This window comes from Rhizobium sp. GCM10022189, from assembly GCF_042656325.1.
Lineage (GTDB): Bacteria > Pseudomonadota > Alphaproteobacteria > Rhizobiales > Rhizobiaceae > Rhizobium.
This window is the reverse complement of the sequence record NZ_JBHSOR010000003.1, coordinates 143,556-167,034: the sequence shown is the minus strand read 5'-3', so window position 1 is coordinate 167,034 and position 23,479 is coordinate 143,556. Positions and strand designations below refer to the sequence as shown.

The following is a 23,479-nucleotide window of genomic DNA, read 5'->3' as shown; positions in this document are numbered from 1 at the left end:
AGGAATAGGAGGAGATTCCATGTCGCTTGAAGCCTGGTTCGCCTTTGCGGCCGCATCCGCCATCATGCTCGCCATACCGGGACCGACCATTCTGCTGGTCGTTTCCTATGCGCTTGGTCATGGCCGGAAAACGGCGCTGGCGACCGTTTCGGGCGTGGCGCTTGGCGATTTCACCGCCATGACGGCGTCGCTTTTCGGACTGGGCGCCCTGCTTGCCGCATCCGCGACGCTGTTCACCGTGTTGAAATGGATCGGCGGCGCCTATCTGATCTGGCTGGGAATCAAGCTCTGGCGGGCGCCGATCGTCGGCGAACACATTGCCGACAACGACAACCTGCCGGAAGAAAAGTCGTTGCGGATCTTCCTGCACGCCTATGTGGTGACGGCGCTGAACCCCAAGAGCATCGTCTTCTTCGTGGCCTTCGTGCCGCAGTTCCTCAACCCGACCCTCCCCTTCTTCAATCAGATGCTGGTCATGGAAGCGACATTCCTCGTGCTCGCCACCATCAACGCCTCCTGCTACGCGCTCGCCGCCCATGCGGCCCGCGGCCTGATTCGCAAGGCCAACGTGCAGCGCGCCGTCAACCGTACCGGCGGCACTCTGCTCATCGCAGCCGGCGCCGTAACGGCCGGGTATCGCCGTATTGCAGCTTAGGGCCTTTCCCGGTCAGATTGCAGCATTCTGCCGGGAAAGGCTCCAGTAATATTCGGCGGTTGCCGGAAAGCCACGAATAGGTTAATGCCTGTCCTTGGGCTTAAGGTATTTGATAAGTTTTAAGACGCTGCCGGGGCGGCGCGGTTCACGAAAGTGAGAGAATGGTAGCGATCGGATTTTCCGGCCTGAAACGCAGCCTCGTGGTCTCCACCATGCTCTGCGGCGTCATTTCCGGATGCGCGAGCGTCGAATACACCTCTCAGGCCGAGCTGACCGCCGAACAGACCGTCATTCCGATGCCGAAACCGGGCGAGGATGCGACGCTTGCCGCCATCCCGACCGCCGAAGGCGCAAACGGCCCGGCCGTCGCCACCCTCGATCCGCAGGCAATGGCCGGCGCGCCCGTGCTTGCCGCAGCCGCCATGCCGAATGTCGTCTCCCCGGTCCAGCAGCAGGCCGGCGATTTCGCCGTGCAGGGCGCTGTCCAGCAGGTTGCCGCCAACGGCTACGCGCCCATTCCGCTCACACCGGAAATGACGGCGATCCAGTCCGTCATCCCGACGCCGCGCCCGGCTTCTCCCGCCAGCCCGTCGACGCAGCTTGCCTTCGCGGCCACGACGCCGCAGAACGGCGCGCTCGCGGCCCTCGCCGCCGTCGATACCACGCCGCGCTTCACCATGGACTACGGCTTCGACGAATCCGGCCCGATCGACCCGCCGGCCGCTCCGCCGATGTTCAGCGATGACGACAGCGACGATGCGCCGACCGTCGAAAAGAGCATCATCAGCAAGCTCATCACCAAATATTCCAAGCTTTACGAGATTCCGGAATCGCTGCTCCACCGCGTCGTTCACCGCGAGAGCCGCTACAATTCCAAGGCCTACAACAAGCGCGGCTACTTCGGTCTCATGCAGATCAAGTACAATACCGCAAAATCGATGGGTTACGACGGCAACCCTGCCGGCCTCTTCGACGCCGAGACCAATATCAAATATGCGGGCAAGTACCTGCAGGGCGCCTGGCAGGTGGCCGACAAGAAGGAAGACGACGCCGTTCGTCTTTATGCGCGCGGTTATTATTACGACGCCAAGCGCAAGGGCATGACCGACATCGCCCAGGGCAATTACTGATACAATATCGTCAGTGACAGGCTTCAGCCGGCTTTGGCCGATTGAAGCGCGTTGAGAATTTCCTTCAGCACGATCTGCGGCCTGTAGCGCAGCCAGCTCGGCGTCAGTCCCATGCGCACGAAGACGAGATTGGCCGACGGAACGATCGCCACCGTCTGGCCGTCATGGCCCTGCAGCCAGAACGTATCCTGCGGCAGGCCGAATTCGGCGCTCGTCCCGCCGCCCGGCCCCGCAAGCCAGGCCTGGCCCTGGGTATATTTGCCGTTAGAACTTGCCGTCGGCGTGCGCATCATCGCAACGAAGCCCTCCGGCAGAAGCCTCTGGCCGTTCCACACGCCGTCCTGCAGCAGGAACTGGCCGAAACGCGCCCAGTCATGTCCCGTGGCATAGAGATAGGAACTGCCGGCGAAGGTGCCGCGTTCGTCGGCCTCGAAAACGGCGCTCGTCATGCCGAGCGGAGAAAACAGCGCGTCGCGCGGATAGTCGAAGGCGGCTTGCGGATCGCCGACCTTGTTCATCCAGATACGCGACAGAAGCACGGCCGTGCCGCTGGAATAGTGGAAATCCGTGCCGGGAGCCGCCAGCAGAGGCGAGCCGGCCGGCAGGGAAACCATGTCGGGATCGAGATAGAGCATGCGCGTCACATCGGCGACGGCGCCATAATCCTCGTTGAAGGCAAGCCCGCTTTCCATGCCCAGCAGATCGGAGAGCTTGATATCGCCGCGCGCATCCTTGGCCCATTGCGGCAAAAGATGCGTATCGTCGAAGGAGATCTTGCCCGACAGCATCAGCCGGCCGATCAGCGCGGCATTCACCGTCTTCGTCATCGACCAGCCGATCAGCGGCGTGCCGGCGGAAAAGCCCGGCCCGTAGCGCTCGGCAATGATGCGGCCGTCGTGCACGACAACCATCGCCCGCATGGCAGGCCCGGCAAGTTCGGGATCGGAAAGAAGGGCAGCGACCCCGGCATTGCCGTCCGCGGCGTCGACGCGCTCGCCCTCCGGCCAGACCGCATCGTTTTCGCCCGTCTGCGGTGCCGGCACCAGCGGCGCGGCACGGGCGGCGGCATCGAAGTCGCCGTCCGGCACGCTCGTGCAGCCGAGCGCGCCGCGATAGAGCGCATAGCTCGGCGCAAACATGCCCATGAACCGCGATGTCACCCGCCCGCTGTCCCGGTCGACCTCGACGCGCATCAGCCTGAGCAGCGGGTTTCCCGGCGCCTGCACGTCGTCATAGAGCACGGCGTCGGGATCGCGGCCGGCAATGAAGACGGTGGAGCAGACGATCTTGGCGGCATAACCGTTGCCCACCTTCAAAAGCTCCGGCGGGCTGACGGCAAGCCACGCGCCCCCGCCGATGACGATGAGAACGACAAGCAGGGCAAGGCCCCTGACGATACGCAGAACAACTCGCATGCAATCCTCCACGAGTGCGGAGAGAAGCAGGAAACCCGGCCCGCGAAAAGAGCGAAGCGAAAAGAAGTGCTTCAATCGACTTCAAATTTCGCGGAACTCCGCGCTGATATCGATGCGGGCCCTGGCCCACAGGGCTCGTCATCAAACTGTAGCAGAGCCGGGTTACACGCCCTGAACGCTAAAAAGGTGACAGACTCATGTCGGAATTTGCACCGGATACCGGCTTCCGCAAGAACCGGAAACTCAAGGCAGCGCTTCTCCGCCACAAGGCTTTTTCCAAGGACGGCTTCTCCGAGCGTCTCTTCGGCCTTCTCTTCTCCGGCCTTGTCTACCCGCAGATCTGGGAGGACCCCGATCTCGACATGCAGGCGATGGAGCTGAAGCCCAATCACCGCATCGTCACGATCGGTTCCGGCGGCTGCAACATGCTCGCCTACCTCTCCAAGGCGCCGGCTTCGATCGACGTGGTCGATCTCAATCCGCACCATATCGCGCTGAACAGGCTGAAGCTTGCCGCCTTCAGGAACCTGCCGAGCCATGCCGATCTCGTGCGCTTCCTGGCCATGCCGAACGAGAAGTCGAACAGCCGGGTTTTCGACCGCTATCTGTCGCCCAATCTCGACAATACGACCCGCGCCTACTGGAACACCCGCAAGTTCGGCCGCCGTCGCGTCACCGTCTTCGACCGCAACATCTATGAAACCGGCCTGCTCGGCCGCTTCATCGGCGCCGCCCATCTGCTGGCCCGCCTGCATGGCGTGAAGCTGCAGGAAATGACCAAGGCCCGCTCCATCCGCGAGCAGCGCCAGTTCTTCGACGATCAGATCGCTCCCCTCTTCGAAAAGCCGGTCGTGCGCTGGATCACCAACCGCAAGAGCTCGCTTTTCGGCCTCGGCATCCCGCCGCAGCAATATGACGAGCTCGCCAGCCTTGCCGCCGACAATTCCATCGCGCCGGTTCTCAAGCATCGCCTGGAAAAGCTCGCCTGCCATTTCCCGATGCGCGACAACTATTTCGCCTGGCAGGCTTTCGCGCGCCGCTATGCAGACGGCGACGAAGGCCCGCTGCCGACCTACCTGAAGCCGGAGCACTATGACGTGATCCGCGCCAATGTCGATCGCGTCAACGTCCACCATGCAAGCTTCACCGAACTGCTGGCCGGCGAGCCCGCCGCATCGCGCGACCGTTATATCCTGCTCGACGCGCAGGACTGGATGACCGACCAGCAGCTCAACGATGTCTGGCGCGAGATCACCCGCACCGCCCGCGAAGGCGCGCGCGTGATCTTCCGCACGGCCGCCGAAAAGAGCATCATCGAAGGCCGCCTCGCCCCTGAAATCCGCGAGCAGTGGCACTATTTCGAAGAACAGTCGCGTGAGATGACCACCCAGGACCGCTCGGCAATCTACGGCGGCTTCCATATCTACGGGAAGAAGGCGTGAGCGAAGCGAGCGAACTGACCGTCAAGAGCGAGGAACATGCCGATCTGATGGACGGCATGTACCGCTACCAGCGCCATTTCTACGATCTCACCCGCAAATATTACCTTCTCGGCCGCGACCGCACGATCCGTAACCTCGACGTTCCCGAAGGCGGCACGCTGCTCGAAGTCGGCTGCGGCACCGGCCGCAACATGGCGCTCGCCCACAGGCACTTCCCGACGGCCAGGCTCTACGGTCTCGACATTTCCCAGGAAATGCTGATCTCGGCGCGCAAGACCTTCGCCACCAAGGCGACCATCCCGGATTTCCGTGTGGCGGATGCGACCGCCTATACGCCGCGCGAATTCGGTGCCAGCGGTTTCGACCGTATCCTGATATCCTACGCGCTCTCGATGATCCCGGATTGGGAACGCGCGGTGGACGCCTCGATCGCGGCGCTCAATCCCGGCGGGCAGCTCCACATCGTCGATTTCGGTCAGCAGGAAGGCCTGCCGGCCTGGTTTCGCAAGCTTCTGCAGGCCTGGCTCGCCAAGTTCCATGTCACGCCGCGCGCCAACCTGCGCCAGGTTCTGGAAGCGCAAGCGGCCGAAAACGGCGCACGCCTGTCGTTCGAGACGATCGGCGGCGGTTACGCCTGGCGTGCGGCGATTATCAGCAAGCGCTCATAATTCGCTTGTAAATAACCAATTTTTTACGTTGATATTGGAAAAGAGGGTTATTCCCTCTGCTGGGCGCGTGTTTTCGAAGGTCAGGCTGTGGGGCAGATCCATCATCACGACGGAATATTCATGCGTCGGCTTCTGTTTTGCGTCCTGCCGCTTGCCCTGCTGCTCGCCGGTTGCAGCTCCACGGGTTACGACTATCTCGAAACCGCTTCCATAAAGCCCAAGACGCGCTTCAAGGATACCGATCCCCAGGATTTCGGCGCCAAGCGCCCGCAGCAGAACCCCATCCACGGCATCGACATCTCCAAATGGCAGGGCGATATCGACTGGCAGACGGTGCGCAAATCCGGCGTCGCCTTCGCCTTCATCAAGGCGACCGAAGGCAAGGACAGGCTCGACCCACGTTTTGACGAATATTGGCGCGAGGCCGCTTCCGCCGGCATTCCGCACGCGCCCTATCACTTCTACTATTTCTGCTCTTCCGCCGACGACCAGGCCGACTGGTTCATCCGCAACGTGCCGAAGCAATCCATGCGCCTGCCGCCGGTGCTCGATGTGGAATGGAACGCGGAATCGAAGACCTGCCGCTTCCGCCCGGATCCGGCAACCGTCCGCTCGGAAATGCAGCGCTTCATGGATCGCCTGGAGGCCTATTACGGCAAGCGGCCGATCATCTATACTTCGGTGGATTTCCACCGCGACAATCTCGCCGGATACTTCCAGGACTATCACTTCTGGGTGCGCTCGACCGCCAAACACCCCGAAGTGACCTATGCCGATCGCCGCTGGGCCTTCTGGCAATATACGTCGACAGGCGTCATCCCCGGCATCAAGGGGCCGACCGACATCAATGTCTTTGCCGGTTCCGCGAAAAACTGGAACAACTGGGTGGCGGACGTTTCCAAGGATAGAAATTCTTAGTAACGTGCACCGTCTTTCTTGCTTCCGTCACATTCCTCTGGGAAAGCGACGGGATTCTATGTGATTTCACGAGGATCGTTTCATGCACCGCTCGCTTAAAGGCCGCTCTGCACTTGCCCTTCTGTTTGCCTGCGCGCTAGCGACAGGCGCTGCCGCCCAGCAGGCGCCGGATGCGGCAGCTCCAGCCCCGGCTGCCCCCTGCGGCGGCGATCTCTCCGCCTTCCTCGACGGCGTCAAGAAGGACGCGATCGCAGCCGGCGCCAGCGCCGAGGCGGCCGACAAGGCACTCGCCGGTGCCGAGATCGACCCCAAGGTTCTGAGCCGCGACCGCGCCCAGGGCGTCTTCCGCCAGACCTTCCTGGAATTCTCGCAGCGCACCGTCAGCCAGGCCCGCCTCGACATCGGCCGCCAGAAGATGAAGCAATATGCCGATGTCTTCGCCCGCGCCGAGCAGGAATTCGGCGTTCCCGCCGGCGTCATCACCGCCTTCTGGGCGATGGAGACGGATTTCGGCGCCGTTCAGGGCGATTTCAACACGCGCAACGCGCTGGTGACGCTCTCGCATGACTGCCGCCGCCCGGAACTCTTCCGCCCGCAGCTGATCGCCCTCATCGAGATGGTCCAGCACGGCGACCTCGACCCGCAGACCAATACCGGCGCCTGGGCCGGCGAAATCGGCCAGGTGCAGATGCTGCCGCGCGATATCGTCGCCTATGGCATGGACGGCGATGGCGATGGCCACGTGCGCCTCAAGCAGAGCGGCCCGGATGCGATCCTGACGGCGGCCAAGTTCATCCAGCACCTGGGCTTCGAGCGCGGCCAGCCCTGGCTGCAGGAAGTCACCGTGCCGGATGACCTGCCCTGGGAAAAATCCGGCCTCGGCGGCACGATGACGGCAGGCGAATGGTTCAGCCTCGGCGTCAAGCCGCGCGACGGCAATACAGCCTTCGCCAATCTCGAAGGCGATCTCGTTCTGCCGCAGGGCCGTCTCGGGCCGGCCTTCATCGCCTACCCGAACTTCAAGATCTATCTGGAATGGAACAAGTCGTTCATCTACACGACCTCCGCCGCCTATTTCGCGACCCGCCTTTCCGGCGCCCCGACCTACCAGAAGGGCACGCCTGAGCAGGGCCTTTCCAACGACCAGATGAAACAGCTGCAGACGAAGCTCGACTCGCTCGGCCACGATGTCGGCGAAATCGACGGCATCCTCGGCTCCGGCACCCGTGTCGCGATCCAGAAGGAGCAGCTGCGCCTCGGCATGCCGGCCGACGGCTGGGCGACCCCTGCCCTCCTCGGCGCGCTCTGAGCGCTGAAGATCCCTGTCGCCACGCGAGCGCATGAATCGGGTGGCGGCCTGCCGCCGATCGGCTAAACCTGCCCGAAACGGGAGGAATCGGCGTGGAACAGAAAATGGGTGCTCTGACCTGGGGGCTACTTGTCCTTCTCGGCCTGATCTGGGGCGGCTCCTTCTTCTTCGCGCGCATCGCGGTTGGAGAAGTGCCGCCGCTGACCCTCGTCTTCCTGCGCCTCTCGATCGCCGCCCTTGCGCTGCATGTCTATATCGGCGGACGTTTCGGCATCTATCCGCTGCTGAAGAGCCGCTGGCGCGAATTCCTCGTTCTCGGCATCCTCAACAATGCCCTGCCCCATGCCCTGATCTTCTTCGGCCAGACGCGGATCGGCGCCGGCCTCGCCGCCATTCTCAACGCCACGACGCCGATCTGGACTGTGCTGATCGCCAATTACCTGACATCGGACGAGAAGCTCTCCACCGCCAAGATCGTCGGCTGCCTTACCGGCCTGCTCGGCACGGTCATCCTCATCGGCCCCGGCGTCACCGCTGGCGGCGGCGTGCCCCTCTGGGCGCTCCTGCTGCCGGTTATCGCAGCCGTTTCCTACGGATTTGCCGCCACCTACGGCAAGCGTTTCCGGAGCGTCGCACCGCCCGTCATCGCCGCCGGCCAGCTGACGGCCTCCTCGCTCGTCGCCCTGCCGCTGTCGCTCGTCATGGATCACCCCTGGACGCTTGCCATGCCGTCGGTCAATGCCGTTGCGGCCATTCTGGCAATTGCGCTTCTGTCCACCGCCTTCGGATATATTCTCTACTTCCGTATCATGGCCGCGGCTGGCGCCACCAACGCGTCGCTGGTGACGCTGCTCGTGCCGCCGGGCGCGATCCTTCTCGGCTTCCTGTTTCTGGGCGAGCGGCTGGAAATGACTGACATCGCCGGCATGGCGCTGATCGGCGCCGGACTTGTCATACTCGATGGCCGCCTCCATCGCCGCTCGCGCGCCATCGCCTGAAAGGATTATGCTGCGGCGCGCCATTCTTCCGCCAAAAGCATGAATCGCCGCTAGCGCTTTGTAACGAAGCGTTAAAATTTGCGAGTTTTGTTTTCCTATTATGTTTCAGTATCTTGGCTGATCGTTATTAGACTTATCCACCGCCCCCTTCGGCAGTGCAGCACAAGAAGCGCTTCCCAACCAACACATTTCCGACATATTATTAGCCGGTTAACGCGAGGAGGCAGACATGGGACTTACACAATCCTTGAATGTCCTGTTGGTCAGTGCAGCGTTCGCATTCGTCGTATCCATGCTCTTCATCTGAGCTGGTGCGAGGCGTAAAGACTGAAATACCGAACTCCTGAAACAATCAGCCCCAGATATTGAAAAGCGCATGCCCCGCCCGGCATGCGCTTTTCCTCTGTCTGTGGCATCCGGATCTCAGGCTGCAGCGCCCGCGGCTCTTGCCGGCCGGCGCGAAAGGCCGAGATTGTCGAGAACGGCGGAAACCAGCGGAGCGCGGTTCATCGTGTAGAGATGGAACTCGTGCAGGCCGCGGCGGATGAGATCCTCGATCTGTTCGGCTGCGACATCGGCAGCCACCTTGGCGCGCTCGTCCGGCCTGTCGTCATATCCGGCGAAACGCTCGTCGAGAAAGGCCGGGATGACCGTGCCGCAGGCGCCCGCAAACCGCTTCAGCTGCGTCAGGTTCTGGATCGGCATGATGCCGGGAACGATCGGGATCTTGACGCCGGCCGCGCGCACCTTCTCGAGATAGCGCTCGAAATTGTCGTTGTCGAAGAAGAACTGCGTGAGCGCCCGGTCGGCGCCGTTATCGGCCTTGCGCTTCAGCATGTCGATATCGGCCGCCTGGTCGCGGCTCTCCGGGTGCTTTTCCGGATAGGCCGAGACGGAGATTTCGAAATCGCCGATCTGCTTGAGGCCGGCCACCAGCTCGGCCGCATTGGCATAACCGCCCGGATGCGGCTGGTAGGGCGCACCGACGCCGCCCGGCGCATCGCCGCGCAGCGCCACGAAATGCGTGACGCCCGCCTTGCGGAAACTGTCGACGACCTGATGCGTCTCCTCCTTCGTGGCGCTGACGCAGGTCAGGTGCGAGGCGGTCGCAAGCGGCGTGTCGGTCAGGAAACGCGTGACCGTGGAAAGCGTCGGCGCCTTGGTCGTGCCGCCGGCACCGTAGGTGACGGACACGAATTCCGGGTTCCAGTCCTGCAGGTCGCGCACCGTGCTCCAGAGCTGGCCCTCCATCTCCTCGGACTTCGGCGGGAAGAACTCGAAGGAGATCCTGATATCGCGGCGGGCGTCGTTTTTCTGGGTCATTCATTCTCTCCCGGCAAATGTAGGTACGGCGCCTTCGCTCTCCAGCGAAGCCACGAGGCGCCTCGGATCGCGCGCGAGCCAGATCGTAACCGTGAGGCCCTTCTCGCCCTGCTGACCCGGATGAAGATCGACGACCTGCTCCACATCGAGGCCCGCCTTGCGCACCCAGTCCGACATGGCCTGGTGCGAGAAGCCGAGGCGGACATGGGCATGTTCGTCACGAAGATATTCGAGATTGTGGGGCGCCAGGTCGATGATGACGAGACGCCCGCCCGGCCGCAGCATGCGCGCGGCCTCCGTGATCGCGATCTCGGGCTGATCGAAGAAGTGCAGCACCTGATGGATCGTCACCAGATCGAAATCCTGTCCCTCGAACGGAAGGTTCAGGATATCGGCGTGGCGCACCGAAGCGGTGGTGATGCGGGACTTGTCGAGATTGGCGCGCGCGACGCTCAGCATGTCGCGGCTGGCATCGACGCCGATGGCCCGGCGATAGCGGCCGGCAAGCAGTTCGAGCATGCGGCCGGTGCCGGTGCCGAGGTCGAGCAGCGAATCGATCGGGTTTGCACCAAGCAGCTTGATGACGGCCGCATCCACCTCTTCGTCGGCGGCGTGCAGGCGGCGAAGCTCGTCCCATTCGGCGGCGTTGCGGCTGAAATAGGCCTGCGCCCGCTCGGCGCGCTGGCGCTTGACGGCGGCCAGGCGCTCCCCGTCACGCTGCACGACCGGATCGTTTTCCGAGACGTGCTTCAGGAGATTGCGCACCAGAGCGGCAGCCTTGCCTTCATGGGCCAGCCGGAAATAGGCCCATGCCCCTTCCTGATAGCGGTCGATAAGTTCCGCCTCCCCGAGCAGCTTCAGGTGCCGGGAGATGCGGGGCTGGGATTGGCCGAGAATTTCCGTAAGATCGGTCACGGTGAGATCGCCCGCCGCCAGCAGCGCCAGAAGCCGCAGGCGCGTCGGTTCGCCGGCCGCCTTCAAGACGTCCACCAGCGCATCCAGTCCAAGCCTTAAGGGTTCGCTCATATCCTACCCAATCAACATATAAAGATATCTTTATGTGATTTGGATAGCGGAGGCAAGCGGCATTTTGCCGATTTGCGAACTTGCCTGTGGCGACAGCGACGGCGGGCATGAAAAAGCCCCGGACCAGCCGGGGCTCTCGCAACGCGTGAAGAACCGATCAGCGCGTCAGGCGCTTGTGGGCCTGGCTGCCCGGGTTCAGCGCATCGGGGCCGAGGCGACGGATCTTGTCCTGCTCGTAATCTTCGAAATTGCCTTCGAACCATTCGACATGGCCCTCGCCTTCAAAGGCGAGGATGTGGGTCGCCAGACGGTCGAGGAACATGCGGTCGTGGCTGATGATGATGGCGCAGCCGGCAAAATTTTCCAGCGCGCTTTCGAGCGCACCCAGCGTTTCCGTATCGAGGTCGTTGGTCGGTTCGTCGAGCAGCAGCACGTTGCCGCCGGCCTTGAGCATCTTGGCAAGATGAACGCGGTTGCGCTGGCCGCCCGAAAGATTGGCGACCTTCTGCTGCTGGTCGCCGCCCTTGAAGTTGAAGGCGCCGCAATAGGCGCGCGAGTTCATGTCGAACTTGCCGAGCTTGATGACTTCGGCGCCGCCGGAAATTTCCTCCCAGACGGTCTTGTTGCCGTCGAGCGCGTCGCGGCTCTGGTCGACATAGCCGAGCTGCACCGTCTCGCCGATGCGGATCGAACCGCCGTCGGGCTTTTCCTGGCCGGTAATCATCTTGAACAGCGTCGTCTTGCCGGCGCCGTTCGGGCCGATAATGCCGACGATACCGCCCGGCGGCAGCTTGATCGACAGGTCGTTGATCAGCGTGCGGCCCTCGAAGCCCTTGGTGATGCCCTCCATCTCGATGACCACCTGGCCGAGACGCTCGCTGACCGGAATGATGATCTGCGCGTCGCCGGGACGCTGCTTTTCGGCGGCTTCCACCAGCTGTTCATAGGACTTGATACGGGCCTTGGACTTGGCCTGACGGGCCTTCGGGCTGGATGCGATCCATTCCTGTTCGCGGCTGATCGCCTTCTGGCGCGATGCTTCCTCGCGGTTTTCCTGCAGCATGCGCTTGGCCTTGGCCTGCAGGTAGGCCGAGTAGTTGCCTTCGTAGGGGATGCCGCGGCCGCGGTCGAGTTCGAGGATCCAGCCGGTGACGTTGTCCAGGAAGTAGCGGTCGTGGGTAATCATCATCACGGCGCCCGGATAGTCGCGCAGGTGCTTTTCGAGCCAGGCGATGGTTTCGGCATCCAGATGGTTGGTCGGTTCGTCGAGCAGCAGCAGGTCCGGCTGCGACAGCAGCAGGCGGCAAAGCGCAACACGGCGGCGCTCGCCACCCGACAGCGTCGTGACATCGGAATCGCGCGGCGGGCAGCGCAGCGCTTCCATCGCCATTTCGACCTGGCTTTCCAGATCCCAGAGATTCTGGCTGTCGATAATGTCCTGAAGCTTCGCGCCCTCTTCCGCCGTCTCGTCGGAATAGTTCATCATCAGCTCGTTATAGCGATCGACGATCGCCGTCTTGGAGGCGACGCCTTCCATGACGTTTTCGAACACCGTCTTGTTCGGATCGAGCTGCGGCTCCTGCTCCAGGTAGCCGACCGTCGCCCCTTCGGCGAGCCAGGCCTCGCCGGTATATTCCTTGTCCCGGCCGGCAATGATGCGCAGCACGGTCGATTTACCGGCGCCGTTCGGACCGAGAATACCGATCTTGGCATCGGGATAGAAGGAAAGATGGATGTTCTCGAGGATCTTCTTGTTGCCATAGGCCTTGTTGAGGCCGGACATATGATAGATGAACTGGCGTGCCATGCTGGGATGCTCCGGACGGAAACTTGAAATCGTGGCCGCTATGTAGGCGAAACCACGCCCGCGAGCAACGCCGAAACCCTGTTTCGTCAGGATTTCGGCATGTTTCCGTCAGAAGCCGGCTGCATCCACAAGGCCTTCGTCACAGCCGAACGAGGTCTTCCCGGCTGCCTGGATAAGACCGCCGAGGCCCTTTTCCTTGGCCTGAGCCGAAACGGCATCCTGCGAAAGCCCGATCGTCAGTTCGCTGATCACGCGCGTGTTGCCGACGCGCCGGCAGCTCATCTTCACCCGGTCGCTGGCGCCGGCGCCGAAACTCTTGTCGAAGGCCGCCTTGATCGCCTCCGCCTTCAGCACCTTGCCGACATTGGCGGCGAAGAGCTCGCGCACGGCAGAGGCGTTGAGGTCGCCCATCAGGTCGACGGCGGTGGCGAAATAATCGTCGGCGCTCATCTTCGTGCAGGTGCCGTGTTTGATCCATTCATGCCGCTCGAGCCCCGATTGCGTGCCGGGCATCGCCTTGTCGAGTGCTGCCTTCGTCTCGGTCGAGAGGTTCACGGCCGGCAGGCTCGTCCACTGGCCATCCTTGTCGGCGACCTTCTGGTCGGCCGGTACGCCGCAATAGTCCTGGCGCATCGGCCACAGGCCGTGGAGGGAGAAATTGGTGGCGTCGTAGCGCTCGCCGCTCTGGCTGGCGCATTCCGCCTTCTTCTGGTTGGTCTGGCAGAATGCCGGCTGCCAGCTTGCCGCAAGGATGAAACGCGTGCGTCCGCTTTCCTGCGCGCAGACCGACCCGACCGACGAAAGCGAGAGGAACAGGATGGAAACCGAAAAAAGAAACTTGCCCATTGATAGCCCCGACAAAGAACATTACAGGAACAAACAAGCACGAAGCCGAAGTTTGCGCAACCCTGAATCGCAAGGCGACACATGCTTTCTCATGTATGGGCGGGAACGCAATATTGCATTTGCCCCGATATCTGGTCTGTTGTGCGGGGGGAGGAATGCATGTTTTCCGAGACGATACGGCTTGATAATGCCGGGGCTTCGCTTGCCTGCCATCACCAGCCCGCAGAAGGGCAGCCTCGCGCTATCCTGATGATTTCACACGGGCTTGCCGAACATTCGCGCCGCTACCGGCGCTTCGCCGGGGCCATGGCCGCCAGAGGCTGCCACGTCTATGCCCACGACCATCGCGGCCATGGCGAGACGACCGCACCGGATGCGCCGCTCGGCCGTTTTTCGAAACGCGGCGGCATCGAACACGTCGTCGACGATATCGCCGCCGTCCACAGCCTTGCCACCGGCCGTCACCCGGGCCTGCCCGTCATTCTCTTCGGCCACTCGATGGGCGGCCTGATTGCGCTCAATGCCGCGGAAGATCTCGCCGGCCGCTTCGCAGCACTTGCCGTCTGGAACTCGAATTTCGCCGTCGGTCTTTCCGGCCGGGTCGCGCAGGCGATCCTGCTGGCCGAGCGCATGCTCAAGGGCTCCGACGTGCCGAGCGACATGCTGCCGCGGCTGACATTTTCCGCCTGGGGCAAATCCATTCCCGGCCACCGGACGGGATTCGACTGGCTGTCGCGCGATCCGGCCGAGGTCGATGCCTATATTGCCGATCCGCTCTGCGGCTTCGATGCTTCGGTATCGCTCTGGCTCGACGTCTTCGCCCTCACCTTCCGCGGCATCGCCAAGGAGCGGCTTGAAAGGCTGCCGAAGGACCTGCCGATCCATCTGGTCGGCGGCGGCCAGGATCCGGCAACATCCAAGGGAAAAGCCGTTTTCTGGCTGTCAAAGCGTTTGAAAAGCCAGGGCTTCTCCCGTATCAGCACTGAGATATATCAGGACCTGCGACATGAAACGCTGAACGAAATCGGCGCGGAAAAGCCGATCGCGGATTTCGCCCGCTGGTGCGACGCCGCCGTCCGCACGGTCCCGAGTGAAAGGACCTGAGATGACGAGCATGACTTCCACCCGCCTTCCCGCCTCCTCGGAGGTGACGTTCGGCCTGCTGTTCATGCTGCTCTCGGTGCTGATCTCGCCGCTGATCGACATTTTCTCCAAGCTTGCGACCGCAACGATCTCGTCTACCGAAGTCGCCGGTTTCCGCTTCGTCATCCAGTCGCTGACCATGCTGCCCTTCGTCTTCCTGCGCGGCGCGAAAATCCAGTTCACGCTGAAGCAGAGCTGGTATCATGCGATCCGCGGCGCCATGGTCACGACCTCGATGATCTGCTTCGTCACCACGCTGAAGGTCATGGCCGTTGCCGATGCCATCGCCATCTTCTTCGTCGAGCCGATCATCCTGACGATCCTCGGCAGCATTTTCCTGAAGGAGACCATCGGCTGGCGGCGCTACAGCGCCTGCGCCGTCGGTTTTCTCGGCGCCATGCTGATCATCCAGCCGAGTTTCGAAGAAGTCGGCTATATCGCCTTGCTGCCCGTGGTCAGCGCCTTCTGCATCGCCGTCTTCGCGCTGATGACGCGGGTTCTGTCGCACCGCGAAGACCCCTGGGCCATGCAGTTCCAGACCGGGCTCTGGGGCATCTTCTTCTGCGCCGTCATCCTTTTCGTCGGTTACGGCAGCGGCTCCGACATCATCGATACGGCCATGCCCGACCTGCCGGCCTTCGCCTACCTGCTCGGCACCGGCATTGCCGCCGCGGTCACAGGCATTCTCGCCGCCTACGCCTATCGTGCGGCACCCGCCTCGACGCTCGCTCCCCTGCAATATCTGGAAATCGTCTCGGCCACGGTCTTTGCCTGGCTGGTCTTCGGCGATTTCCCGGATGCGCTGAAATGGCTCGGCATCCTCATCGTCATCGCGTCCGGCCTCTACATCATCTGGCGCGAGCGGCGCTTTGCTTCCAAACCCGTATCCGATACATCTGAGGCAACGCGGGCGCCCTGACATCCGCAACCGCCCATGAGGAGGAGTTTGGGAGGAAACCGGGAGGAACATGACGCAAGACAAGAACAAGAAGCCGCCGCTTGCGGGCATCCGGGTCATCGAGCTTGCGCGCGTGCTCGCCGGCCCCTGGGCCGGGCAGATGCTGGCCGATCTCGGCGCCGATGTCATCAAGGTGGAAAACCCCGACGGAGGTGACGACACCCGGCATTGGGGGCCGCCCTTCGTCGAGGGAGCCGATGGCGAGAATCTCTCGGCCGCCTATTACCATTCCGCCAATCGCGGCAAGCGCTCGATAACTGCGGACCTGAAAAGCGAGGAAGGCCAGTCGCTGGTGCGCCGCCTCGTGGCCACCGCCGATGTGCTGATCGAGAATTTCAAGCTCGGTGGCCTCGTCAAGTACGGTCTCGACTATGACAGCCTGAGAGCGATCAATCCCCGCCTCGTCTATTGTTCCATCACCGGCTTCGGCCAGACCGGCCCCTATGCCAATCTCGCCGGCTACGATTATATCGTCCAGGGCATGTCCGGCTTCATGTCGATCACAGGCGACCCGGACGGGCAGCCGATGAAGGCGGGCGTGGCGATCGCCGATATCTTTACCGGCATCTACGCGGTCTCGGCGATCGAGGCCGCGCTCATCCATGCGCTGAAGACGGGCGAAGGCCAGATGATCGACATGGCGCTGCTCGACGTGCAATCGGCCGTGCTTGCCAACCAGAACATGAATTACCTTGTTTCCGGCCGCGCGCCCGTGCGCCTCGGCAACGCCCATCCGAACATATCGCCCTACGAGGTCGTGCCGACATCAGACGGTTATCTGATCCTCGCCGTCGGCAATGACGCGCAGTTCCGCCGCCTGTGCGCCATCCTCGGCCTCGTCGTCGGCGACGATGAAAATTTCGCGACCAACAAGGCCCGTGTCGCCAACAGGGATGCAGTGCGCCTGATGGTCTCCACCGAAACGCTGAAATGGCGGAAGGCCGACCTGCTGAAAGCCTGCGAGGACAATGCCGTGCCGGCCGGCGCGATCAACACGATCGAGGAAATGTTTGCCGATCCGCAGATCGTCGCCCGCGGCCTGCGCATCGACCTGCCGGACGCGGCGGGAACCGTGATCCCCGGCGTGCGCACCCCGGTCGTGCTGTCGGAAACGCCGCTGCGCTACGAGCGGCCGAGCCCGCGCCTGGGCGAACACAATGACGAGGTTCTGGCCGAGCTTCTTCAATGGGAGAAGAAGACGTCGTCATGAGAGCAACAGGCCATGAGAAGGAAGAGGCCATGAAGAGGACTGGCGGACAACTGATCGTCGAGGCGCTGAAGGCAAACGGCGTAAAGCGCCTCTCCTGCGTACCGGGAGAAAGCTTCCTTGCCGTGCTCGACGCCCTGCACGACAGCGATATCGACGTCGTCGTCTGCCGCCAGGAAGGCGGGGCTGCAATGATGGCGGACTGCTGGGGCCGGCTGACCGGCGAGCCCGGCATCTGCATGGTCACGCGCGGCCCCGGCGCGACCAACGCTTCCGCCGGCCTGCATATCGCCAGGCAGGATTCGATCCCGATGATCCTCTTCATCGGCCAGGTCCAGCGCGAGGCGCGCGAACGCGAAGCCTTCCAGGAAGTCGAATTCCGCCGCGCCTTCACCGAATTTGCCAAATGGGTCGGCGAGATCGACGACGCCGCCCGCATTCCCGAATTCGTCACCCGCGCCTTTGCCGTCGCCACGTCAGGCCGTCCGGGGCCGGTCGTCTTGACGCTGCCCGAGGATATGCTGCGCGACGAGGTCGAGGCCCCGAAGCCCAAGCGCTACGTCAGCGTCGAAGCCCATCCCGGCCGCAGCCAGATCGACGATCTCTATTTGCGCCTGCTGAAGGCCGAACGGCCGATGGTCATCCTCGGCGGCACCCGCTGGGATGCCGATGCCGTCGCAGACTTCCAGACCTTTGCCGAACGCTTCGGCCTGCCGGTCGGCTGCTCCTTCCGCCGCCAGATGCTCTTCGACCACCTGCATCCCTGCTATGCCGGCGATGTCGGCATCGGCATCAATCCGGCGCTCGCCAATGAAATCCGGGAAAGCGACCTGCTGATCCTGCTCGGCGGGCGCATGTCGGAAATGCCCTCCTCGGGCTATACGCTGATCGATATCCCCTACCCGGCCCAGTCGCTCGTCCACATCCATCCCGACCCGTCCGAACTCGGCCGCGTCTATCGCCCGGATCTCGCGATCTGCGCCAGCCCCGCCGATTTCGTCGCTTCACTCGCCGATCTCGAAGCCCCCGCCGAACCGCGCTGGGCCGAACGCACCGGCCGCATGCACCAGGCCTATCTCTCCTGGTCGAAGCCGCCGGCGTCAGGCCCGGGCGCGGTCCATATGGGGCCGATCATGGAATGGCTGGAGGCCAATACGAAGCCGGACACGATCTTCACCAACGGCGCCGGCAACTATGCCACCTGGCTGCATCGTTTCCACCGTTTCCGCCGCTTCAACACGCAGGCCGCTCCCACCTCGGGCTCCATGGGTTACGGCCTGCCCGCTGCCGTTGCCGCCCAGCGCCTGCTTCCTGATCGGGAAGTCATCTGCTTTGCCGGCGACGGCTGCTTCCTGATGCACGGACAGGAGTTTGCCACCGCCGTGCGCTACGGCCTGCCGATCATCGTGGTCGTCGTCAACAACGGCATCTACGGCACGATCCGCATGCATCAGGAGCGAGAATATCCGGGCCGCGTCAGCGCCACCGATCTCACCAATCCGGATTTTGCAGCCCTTGCCCGCGCCTATGGCGGTCACGGCGAGAGCGTGGAGAAAACGGAGGATTTCGCGCCGGCTTTCGAGCGGGCACGCGACAGCGGCAAGCCGGCAATCATCGAGATCAAGCTCGATCCGGAAGCGATCACGCCGACGCGGACACTGACGCAGATCCGCGAGAAATCCTGATTGAAAACATAGGACCGCGCCGACCGGATATCAGCGGGCAAGCTCGCGTTTCAGCATTCTATCCAGCTGATCGCAGCTCTCTTTGGAATATTGTCTGGTTGACTGTTGCGAGACACCACGACGGGCCGTGCTGAACGCCCGTTCTGTTGCCGCTTGCGGCTCCGGCAGTTCTTTTCGGGCAAACTTAAGGAAGAGCGCTTTTGCATTTCGAACGAGCTGCGGGCGCTTGCAATGCATGTCGCAGGTCAGTGCGATGGTCATGCTCATTGACGCCACCCCCAGCTCATCGCCCTTGGGAATTGGGGGAAGCTCTTTCGCAGAAGCCACGGAAGCAACAAGGCAACCGGCAAAACATACTGTCAGCAGGCGCCTCGTTGACATTCCGTGTTCTCCAGATCAGATCGCAGCCGTAACGATGAATTCAACCTTGTACTTCGGCGCAGCGAGCTTGGCTTCGCTGGTGGCGCGGGCCGGCGGGTTTGCCGGGTCGATCCAGCCTTCCCAGACGGCGTTCATCTCTGCGAAATAGGCGATATCGGAGAGATAGATGATCGTCTGCAGGATCTTCGACTTGTTGCTGCCGGCAGCAGCGAGCAGCCGGTCGACCTCGCCGAGCGCCGACTTGCACTGATCAGCAACGCTTTCGCCTTCGCCGACCTGGCCTGCGAGGTAGACGGTGTTGCCGTGAATGACGGCGCCGCTCATGCGGGGGCCGATGTCGATACGCTTGATGCTCATCGTGTTCTCCTGTTCATCAAATAAAAGCGCCGAGTCAGTGCATCGGACCGAAAAGTGTGAAGCGGTTTTCGGATAGTCCGATGCTTGAGCAAGAACCAAAGCGGCGCAGGATTGCTCCGGGTAAAGCCGGGTCAGGCGCGGATGTGATGCGTCTTCTGATAGATTGCCGTCGAACGTGCGCCGGAGCGGCAATAGCCGAGCATCGGGCGCTCGAATTCGTCGAGCGCGTCCACCATGCCCTGCACGGCTTCTTCGGTCACGCCCATCGGGCCGACGGGCACCTGGGTGATCTGCAGGCCGAGCTCCCTGGCGCGGGCTTCGATCACGGCAAAGGGCGTCTGGTCCGGGCTTTCGCCATCCGGACGATGGCAGACGATGGACTTGAAGCCGAGCGCCTTGATCTGGTCGAGTTCGTCAACCGTGATCTGGCCGGAAACGGAGTATTCATCGTCGATCTGGCGGATATCCATCGTCTCAATCTCCTCGAAAATGGTGGGCTGAAGGTCTACGACGCACACCCGGAGGCGTCAACACGTCTTCACCGAACGCCCCTTCATTGGACGAACGCGAAACGCAATCCGTAGCTGCGGCTTTCGCCGGGCTTCAGCCAGTTGAATTCGCCGGCCGCCTCCAGTTCATCGCGCAGCACCCAGCGGTGCGACACCGGCTCGATGCCGATAATATGGGCCGGCGCCTTCTGGTTCCGCCAGATCTGCAGATGCGGCAGCGTATCGGCGCGAAAGCGCACCCGCAGCGTCCTGCCGTTGACGGCGGCGATCGGACCGAGCCGCACTTCGGCAAAACCATCGACCGTGGCAGGCGCCTCGACGCAGAAGATGCCGCCCGGCTCCTCGCCGAAGGTCCAGGGAAAACCGCCTCCGTCCAGCATTTCGCCTTCGAGCCGTGTCCCCGCGTCCAGCCATTTGCCGCCGATGTTCATATGATACATCAGGAAGGTCGGCACCGTGCGGTCGCTCGTATTGACGACGCGGTCTTCCAGAAAGACCTCGCCCGTCGCCCCGTCGATCCGCCACAGGCGTTCGATGCGCTGCGGCAGGCCTTCGACCGTGGTGATGTCGATATCGGCACGGCATTCGGCATTGCCGTTTTCGAACGTCGTCCGCAAGATCCTGGCCGCGTGACCGGAGGCCGAGCCATGCAGCGGATAGATCTTGCCGTCAGCGCCCGGTATCGGCTGGCGATGGCGGATATGGTCGGGGCCGCAGGTGAAGAGAAAGCCTTCCAGGGAGTGATCGATTCGCGCATCGCCATCGTCGGGAATGGCGCGTTTCGGCGCGAGATCGACGCCTTCCACGACGCAGCCGCCGATATCGAGAACCGATGTTTCATCCAGCATCAGGCGCGGCCCGCGCGCGGCGGCAAATTCGATCATCGGTCTGTCCTCCCGGGATTCTCGGCTGCCGTAGGGTTAGGTGGTGGTGCCAGCCTAGTCAATCGGCCGGCAAAAGCGGCAACAGGAAAGGCCGCAACCGGCGACTTCACGGGAACGTCATTTTCGCGCAAGCGTTTATGAGTAAACGCGAAATACTGCTGTTTTTATGTTTTGTTCAGCACGGCTTCAAAATTTCCACACTAGCGTCAAGATTCGCAGGTGTGTGTCTGCCGAGCCACTGATCGAGGTGTGAGTCGTGAATCGCTTTATGAAATCGGCCCTTTCCCTTTCGGCCATGCTTCTTGCGCTCGCCGCCGTCGCCCCGCGGGCCGACGCGCAGCAATATGGCCGCAACAGAAGCGACATCGTGCTGGTGACGCCGAGCGGCGAAATCCTCGATTACGTGCCGCCCGGTCGCGGCTTCGTCTATGCCCACGACTATCGCGGCAACCGCGTGCTGATCGACCGCTACGGCAATATCGTCGCTACCGAAATGCGCGCCCGCGGCTATTATTCGCCGCGCACCACCCGCGAAGCCTATAACGACGCCTATAACAACGATCCCTACTATCCCGACCAGAACCCTTACGGCGACACGCGCTATTCCGAGCGCGGGCCGGTCACCGGCTCCATTCCGCAGGATGCGGCGATCGAGCGCCGGCCGCTCGAGGATCAGCCCTATCCGGGCGATCAGCAGGGCCAGGAGGATTACGCGGCAGTCGAGCCCGATCAGCAGATTCCGCCGGCCGACGAACCGCGCCCGGCGCCGCAGGAGCCTGTAATCACCCTCAAGGACAAGTCGAAGCCCGAGATCGTCGCGCTTCAGGTCTTTCTGGACCGTTCCGGCGTTTCGCCCGGCGTCATCGATGGCCATATGGGCTCCAACGTCACCAAGGCGATCTACGCCTACGAACAGATGACCGGCACCAAGCTCGATCCGAACAATACGGATACGATCCTCGAAGACCTGCGCATGAACGGCGGCCTGCCGGTCGTCAATTACACGATCACGGACGCCGATGCCGCCGGCCCCTATGTGGCGCAGATCCCGGAAGATTATTCGCAGAAGGCGCTGCTGCCGTCGCTCGCCTATACGTCGGTCACCGAAGCGCTCGCCGAACGTTTCCACATGGACGAGAACTTCCTGAAGGAAATGAACCCCGGCGTCGATTTCACGATCCCCGGCACCGTCATCAAGGTGGTCAATCCCGGCGAGAACAAGACCGGCATCGTCACCAAGATCCTTGCCGACAAGGGCCGCAAGCAGGTCTTCGCCTATGACGACGCCGGCAATCTCGTTGCCGCCTATCCCGCCTCGATCGGCTCCACCGACACGCCTTCGCCGTCCGGCACCGTGACGGTCGAGCGCGTCGCCTTCAATCCGGGCTACACCTACAATCCCAAGATCAATTTCCAGCAGGGCGCCAACGACAAGATCCTTGAGATCCCGCCCGGCCCGAACGGCCCGGTCGGCACCGTCTGGATGGCGCTTTCCAAGCCCACCTACGGCATTCACGGCACGCCCGATCCTTCCAGGATCGGCCGCACCCAGAGCCACGGCTGCATCCGCCTGACGAACTGGGACGCGACGGAGCTTGCCAAGATGGTCAAGCCCGGCGTGACGGTCGAATTCGTCGATTGAGGAAATCTATTCGCCCGGTGTCCCGGCCGGGCGCTCGCCGAGCTGGATGAGACGCAAGAGCTCCACCTGCTTCCTGGTGCCCGTCTTCATGTAGACGGACCGCACCTGCGAGCGGATCGTCTCCCGCGAACGCCCGGTCTCGGCCGCCAGACCCGCAACCGAGCCTCCCGAAATCAGCGCCCTCACCACCCTGATTTCGGCCGGCGTGAGGCCGAAATCGCGGCGCAGTTTCTCGTCGCTCAGCCCTGTGGCAGTCTGTTTCGGCTCGATCAGGATGGCGACGACCGGCCGCTCGAAAAATCGCGGCTGGCGGCTCTTTTCGAGCTTGAGCAGGGTGATCTTCCGGCCATCGGCCATGACCGTCTGCTGGCGCTCCGCCTCCTCCCCGTGCCGCAGCATCAGCGTAAGGCGGTCATCGGCATCCCTGTCGGCAAGATGCAGGATTCCGAGCGGGGACAGCCACAGACCGCGCCCCTGTTCGAGCACCGCCTCCCCGATGGCGGTGGCAGAGACCAGCCGCCGCTCCGAATTCAGCAGCAGCACGCCGACGCCGATGGCATCGAACAGGCGCCCGTCGATCTCCGAAGGGCTCTTTTGCCGGCCGCCGGATTCGACCGCGACAAAGGCGCGCTTCAGGTGCGGCCCGATCCGTGTCAGCAGTGCGGCACAGGCCCGGCTCTCGTCCGGATCGGTCCAGCGGGTCGTGGTGATCGAAAGATTGAAGGACCGGCTCCCCTCCCGCAGGATCGCCATGCCGACGGCGCCGTGCCCCTCGTGCCGGTGCCAGAAGTCGTTGAAGAATTCGGTCCTGGAAAGCTCCGCATAGGATATGAAATCCTCGCCGATCGCCCCCTGCCCGGTGGGCGTGGCGTTCAGGCCCGATATCCACGGGTTCAGCCGGCAGTAATAACGCGAATAGGTGTCGATCCAGGCCTGATCCATGTTGATGTGGAATTGCGACGAGCCCTCCGCCCGCGCCGCGTCATGGTAGAACAGGCTGGTCCCCCCGCCCGGCAGCAATCCGTTCAGTTCCGTCAGGAACCTATCCCATCGCTCTTCACCGAAAACGATTCCGTAGATGGAATCGATAAGCTTGTCGTCGACTTGCCGCGTGATGCTCATGCATTTCTTCGCCGATGAAGGGATTCTTGCAATCTGCCAATCATTACATCAGCG

At 62.8% G+C, this 23,479-nt stretch carries 22 protein-coding genes; 12 read left to right on the top strand and 10 right to left on the bottom strand.

Going from position 1 to position 23,479, the window contains the following annotated elements:
• The first annotated feature begins 19 nt into the window (after window positions 1-19).
• Window positions 20-655 carry a LysE family translocator gene (locus tag ACFPWW_RS04330; RefSeq protein WP_377310599.1) on the top strand — a complete coding sequence of 212 codons (636 nt, stop codon included), beginning with the start codon at window positions 20-22 and terminating at the stop codon, window positions 653-655.
• A 161-nt stretch (window positions 656-816) separates the two neighbouring features.
• Complete coding sequence (locus ACFPWW_RS04325) at window positions 817-1,785, top strand: transglycosylase SLT domain-containing protein (protein ID WP_112564733.1); 969 nt, start codon at window positions 817-819, stop codon at window positions 1,783-1,785.
• A 23-nt stretch (window positions 1,786-1,808) separates the two neighbouring features.
• Here ACFPWW_RS04325 and ACFPWW_RS04320 read toward each other — a convergent pair whose 3' ends face one another.
• Entirely contained in the window at window positions 1,809-3,200 is a 1,392-nt protein-coding gene (locus tag ACFPWW_RS04320) for a serine hydrolase domain-containing protein (protein ID WP_377310597.1), read from the bottom strand.
• Window positions 3,201-3,397: 197 nt separating this feature from the next.
• On the opposite strand from ACFPWW_RS04320, the gene ACFPWW_RS04315 reads away from it, so the two are divergent.
• From ACFPWW_RS04315 to ACFPWW_RS04295, 5 genes are all read left to right on the top strand, one after another.
• The gene (locus tag ACFPWW_RS04315; protein ID WP_112564729.1) at window positions 3,398-4,642 is read left to right on the top strand and encodes a DUF3419 family protein; all 1,245 of its coding nucleotides are present in this window, start codon (window positions 3,398-3,400) and stop codon (window positions 4,640-4,642) included.
• 47 nt (window positions 4,643-4,689) lie between these two features.
• On the top strand, window positions 4,690-5,310 hold the full coding sequence (locus ACFPWW_RS04310; protein WP_377310642.1) for a class I SAM-dependent methyltransferase: 621 nt from the start codon (window positions 4,690-4,692) through the stop codon (window positions 5,308-5,310).
• A 120-nt stretch (window positions 5,311-5,430) separates the two neighbouring features.
• Window positions 5,431-6,228 carry a GH25 family lysozyme gene (locus ACFPWW_RS04305; protein ID WP_112564726.1) on the top strand — a complete coding sequence of 266 codons (798 nt, stop codon included), beginning with the start codon at window positions 5,431-5,433 and terminating at the stop codon, window positions 6,226-6,228.
• 82 nt (window positions 6,229-6,310) lie between these two features.
• The gene (locus ACFPWW_RS04300) at window positions 6,311-7,537 is read left to right on the top strand and encodes a lytic murein transglycosylase (protein WP_377310594.1); all 1,227 of its coding nucleotides are present in this window, start codon (window positions 6,311-6,313) and stop codon (window positions 7,535-7,537) included.
• 104 nt (window positions 7,538-7,641) lie between these two features.
• The gene (locus ACFPWW_RS04295) at window positions 7,642-8,535 is read left to right on the top strand and encodes a DMT family transporter (RefSeq protein WP_377310640.1); all 894 of its coding nucleotides are present in this window, start codon (window positions 7,642-7,644) and stop codon (window positions 8,533-8,535) included.
• A gap of 423 nt (window positions 8,536-8,958) precedes the next feature.
• On the opposite strand, the gene metF is transcribed toward ACFPWW_RS04295, so the two are convergent.
• The 4 genes from metF to ACFPWW_RS04275 all read right to left on the bottom strand — a co-directional run bounded on the left by metF (window position 8,959) and on the right by ACFPWW_RS04275 (window position 13,537).
• Complete coding sequence (gene metF, locus ACFPWW_RS04290) at window positions 8,959-9,858, bottom strand: methylenetetrahydrofolate reductase [NAD(P)H] (protein ID WP_112564720.1); 900 nt, start codon at window positions 9,856-9,858, stop codon at window positions 8,959-8,961.
• Window positions 9,859-10,884 carry an ArsR/SmtB family transcription factor gene (locus ACFPWW_RS04285; RefSeq protein WP_112753304.1) on the bottom strand — a complete coding sequence of 342 codons (1,026 nt, stop codon included), beginning with the start codon at window positions 10,882-10,884 and terminating at the stop codon, window positions 9,859-9,861.
• 157 nt (window positions 10,885-11,041) lie between these two features.
• Window positions 11,042-12,691 (bottom strand): energy-dependent translational throttle protein EttA, encoded by a 1,650-nt coding sequence (ettA, locus tag ACFPWW_RS04280; RefSeq protein ID WP_112564717.1) that lies wholly within the window; start codon window positions 12,689-12,691, stop codon window positions 11,042-11,044.
• 108 nt (window positions 12,692-12,799) lie between these two features.
• On the bottom strand, window positions 12,800-13,537 hold the full coding sequence (locus ACFPWW_RS04275; RefSeq protein WP_377310591.1) for a ribonuclease T2 family protein: 738 nt from the start codon (window positions 13,535-13,537) through the stop codon (window positions 12,800-12,802).
• Window positions 13,538-13,696: 159 nt separating this feature from the next.
• Between ACFPWW_RS04275 and ACFPWW_RS04270 the strand changes: the two genes are divergently transcribed.
• Genes ACFPWW_RS04270 through ACFPWW_RS04255 form a run of 4 tightly spaced genes read left to right on the top strand, consistent with a single transcriptional unit; the run spans window position 13,697 to window position 18,530 of the window.
• Complete coding sequence (locus tag ACFPWW_RS04270; RefSeq protein ID WP_377310589.1) at window positions 13,697-14,641, top strand: alpha/beta fold hydrolase; 945 nt, start codon at window positions 13,697-13,699, stop codon at window positions 14,639-14,641.
• 1 nt (window position 14,642) lies between these two features.
• Entirely contained in the window at window positions 14,643-15,599 is a 957-nt protein-coding gene (locus tag ACFPWW_RS04265; RefSeq protein WP_112757395.1) for a DMT family transporter, read from the top strand.
• Between the two features lie 49 nt (window positions 15,600-15,648).
• Complete coding sequence (locus tag ACFPWW_RS04260) at window positions 15,649-16,848, top strand: CaiB/BaiF CoA transferase family protein (RefSeq protein ID WP_112564708.1); 1,200 nt, start codon at window positions 15,649-15,651, stop codon at window positions 16,846-16,848.
• A gap of 29 nt (window positions 16,849-16,877) precedes the next feature.
• Window positions 16,878-18,530: a thiamine pyrophosphate-binding protein gene (locus tag ACFPWW_RS04255; protein WP_377310586.1), complete on the top strand. Its 1,653-nt coding sequence runs from the start codon at window positions 16,878-16,880 to the stop codon at window positions 18,528-18,530.
• A 30-nt stretch (window positions 18,531-18,560) separates the two neighbouring features.
• On the opposite strand, the gene ACFPWW_RS04250 is transcribed toward ACFPWW_RS04255, so the two are convergent.
• The 4 genes from ACFPWW_RS04250 to ACFPWW_RS04235 all read right to left on the bottom strand — a co-directional run bounded on the left by ACFPWW_RS04250 (window position 18,561) and on the right by ACFPWW_RS04235 (window position 20,661).
• Window positions 18,561-18,911, bottom strand: a complete 351-nt coding sequence (locus tag ACFPWW_RS04250) for a hypothetical protein (RefSeq protein WP_377310584.1) — start codon at window positions 18,909-18,911, stop codon at window positions 18,561-18,563.
• A 15-nt stretch (window positions 18,912-18,926) separates the two neighbouring features.
• Window positions 18,927-19,268: a RidA family protein gene (locus tag ACFPWW_RS04245; RefSeq protein WP_377310582.1), complete on the bottom strand. Its 342-nt coding sequence runs from the start codon at window positions 19,266-19,268 to the stop codon at window positions 18,927-18,929.
• 131 nt (window positions 19,269-19,399) lie between these two features.
• Entirely contained in the window at window positions 19,400-19,738 is a 339-nt protein-coding gene (locus tag ACFPWW_RS04240) for a TIGR01244 family sulfur transferase (protein WP_112564702.1), read from the bottom strand.
• A gap of 83 nt (window positions 19,739-19,821) precedes the next feature.
• Window positions 19,822-20,661, bottom strand: a complete 840-nt coding sequence (locus tag ACFPWW_RS04235) for a DUF4432 family protein (RefSeq protein WP_377310579.1) — start codon at window positions 20,659-20,661, stop codon at window positions 19,822-19,824.
• 256 nt (window positions 20,662-20,917) lie between these two features.
• Between ACFPWW_RS04235 and ACFPWW_RS04230 the strand changes: the two genes are divergently transcribed.
• Window positions 20,918-22,303: a L,D-transpeptidase gene (locus ACFPWW_RS04230; RefSeq protein ID WP_377310577.1), complete on the top strand. Its 1,386-nt coding sequence runs from the start codon at window positions 20,918-20,920 to the stop codon at window positions 22,301-22,303.
• A gap of 6 nt (window positions 22,304-22,309) precedes the next feature.
• Here ACFPWW_RS04230 and ACFPWW_RS04225 read toward each other — a convergent pair whose 3' ends face one another.
• Window positions 22,310-23,425 carry a helix-turn-helix transcriptional regulator gene (locus ACFPWW_RS04225; protein WP_112753296.1) on the bottom strand — a complete coding sequence of 372 codons (1,116 nt, stop codon included), beginning with the start codon at window positions 23,423-23,425 and terminating at the stop codon, window positions 22,310-22,312.
• Between the last annotated feature and the right edge of the window lie 54 nt (window positions 23,426-23,479).

Excerpts from the sequence above, each read along its gene's own strand:
- ACFPWW_RS04330 (WP_377310599.1), top strand. The coding sequence starts at position 20 with ATGTCGCTTGAAGCCTGGTTCGCCTTTGCGGCCGCATCCGCCATCATG.
- ACFPWW_RS04325 (WP_112564733.1), top strand. The coding sequence starts at position 817 with ATGGTAGCGATCGGATTTTCCGGCCTGAAACGCAGCCTCGTGGTCTCC.
- ACFPWW_RS04320 (WP_377310597.1), bottom strand. The coding sequence starts at position 3,200 with ATGCGAGTTGTTCTGCGTATCGTCAGGGGCCTTGCCCTGCTTGTCGTT.
- ACFPWW_RS04315 (WP_112564729.1), top strand. The coding sequence starts at position 3,398 with ATGTCGGAATTTGCACCGGATACCGGCTTCCGCAAGAACCGGAAACTC.
- ACFPWW_RS04310 (WP_377310642.1), top strand. The coding sequence starts at position 4,690 with ATGGACGGCATGTACCGCTACCAGCGCCATTTCTACGATCTCACCCGC.
- ACFPWW_RS04305 (WP_112564726.1), top strand. The coding sequence starts at position 5,431 with ATGCGTCGGCTTCTGTTTTGCGTCCTGCCGCTTGCCCTGCTGCTCGCC.
- ACFPWW_RS04300 (WP_377310594.1), top strand. The coding sequence starts at position 6,311 with ATGCACCGCTCGCTTAAAGGCCGCTCTGCACTTGCCCTTCTGTTTGCC.
- ACFPWW_RS04295 (WP_377310640.1), top strand. The coding sequence starts at position 7,642 with ATGGGTGCTCTGACCTGGGGGCTACTTGTCCTTCTCGGCCTGATCTGG.
- metF (WP_112564720.1), bottom strand. The coding sequence starts at position 9,858 with ATGACCCAGAAAAACGACGCCCGCCGCGATATCAGGATCTCCTTCGAG.
- ACFPWW_RS04285 (WP_112753304.1), bottom strand. The coding sequence starts at position 10,884 with ATGAGCGAACCCTTAAGGCTTGGACTGGATGCGCTGGTGGACGTCTTG.
- ettA (WP_112564717.1), bottom strand. The coding sequence starts at position 12,691 with ATGGCACGCCAGTTCATCTATCATATGTCCGGCCTCAACAAGGCCTAT.
- ACFPWW_RS04275 (WP_377310591.1), bottom strand. The coding sequence starts at position 13,537 with ATGGGCAAGTTTCTTTTTTCGGTTTCCATCCTGTTCCTCTCGCTTTCG.
- ACFPWW_RS04270 (WP_377310589.1), top strand. The coding sequence starts at position 13,697 with ATGTTTTCCGAGACGATACGGCTTGATAATGCCGGGGCTTCGCTTGCC.
- ACFPWW_RS04265 (WP_112757395.1), top strand. The coding sequence starts at position 14,643 with ATGACGAGCATGACTTCCACCCGCCTTCCCGCCTCCTCGGAGGTGACG.
- ACFPWW_RS04260 (WP_112564708.1), top strand. The coding sequence starts at position 15,649 with ATGACGCAAGACAAGAACAAGAAGCCGCCGCTTGCGGGCATCCGGGTC.
- ACFPWW_RS04255 (WP_377310586.1), top strand. The coding sequence starts at position 16,878 with ATGAAGAGGACTGGCGGACAACTGATCGTCGAGGCGCTGAAGGCAAAC.
- ACFPWW_RS04250 (WP_377310584.1), bottom strand. The coding sequence starts at position 18,911 with ATGTCAACGAGGCGCCTGCTGACAGTATGTTTTGCCGGTTGCCTTGTT.
- ACFPWW_RS04245 (WP_377310582.1), bottom strand. The coding sequence starts at position 19,268 with ATGAGCATCAAGCGTATCGACATCGGCCCCCGCATGAGCGGCGCCGTC.
- ACFPWW_RS04240 (WP_112564702.1), bottom strand. The coding sequence starts at position 19,738 with ATGGATATCCGCCAGATCGACGATGAATACTCCGTTTCCGGCCAGATC.
- ACFPWW_RS04235 (WP_377310579.1), bottom strand. The coding sequence starts at position 20,661 with ATGATCGAATTTGCCGCCGCGCGCGGGCCGCGCCTGATGCTGGATGAA.
- ACFPWW_RS04225 (WP_112753296.1), bottom strand. The coding sequence starts at position 23,425 with ATGAGCATCACGCGGCAAGTCGACGACAAGCTTATCGATTCCATCTAC.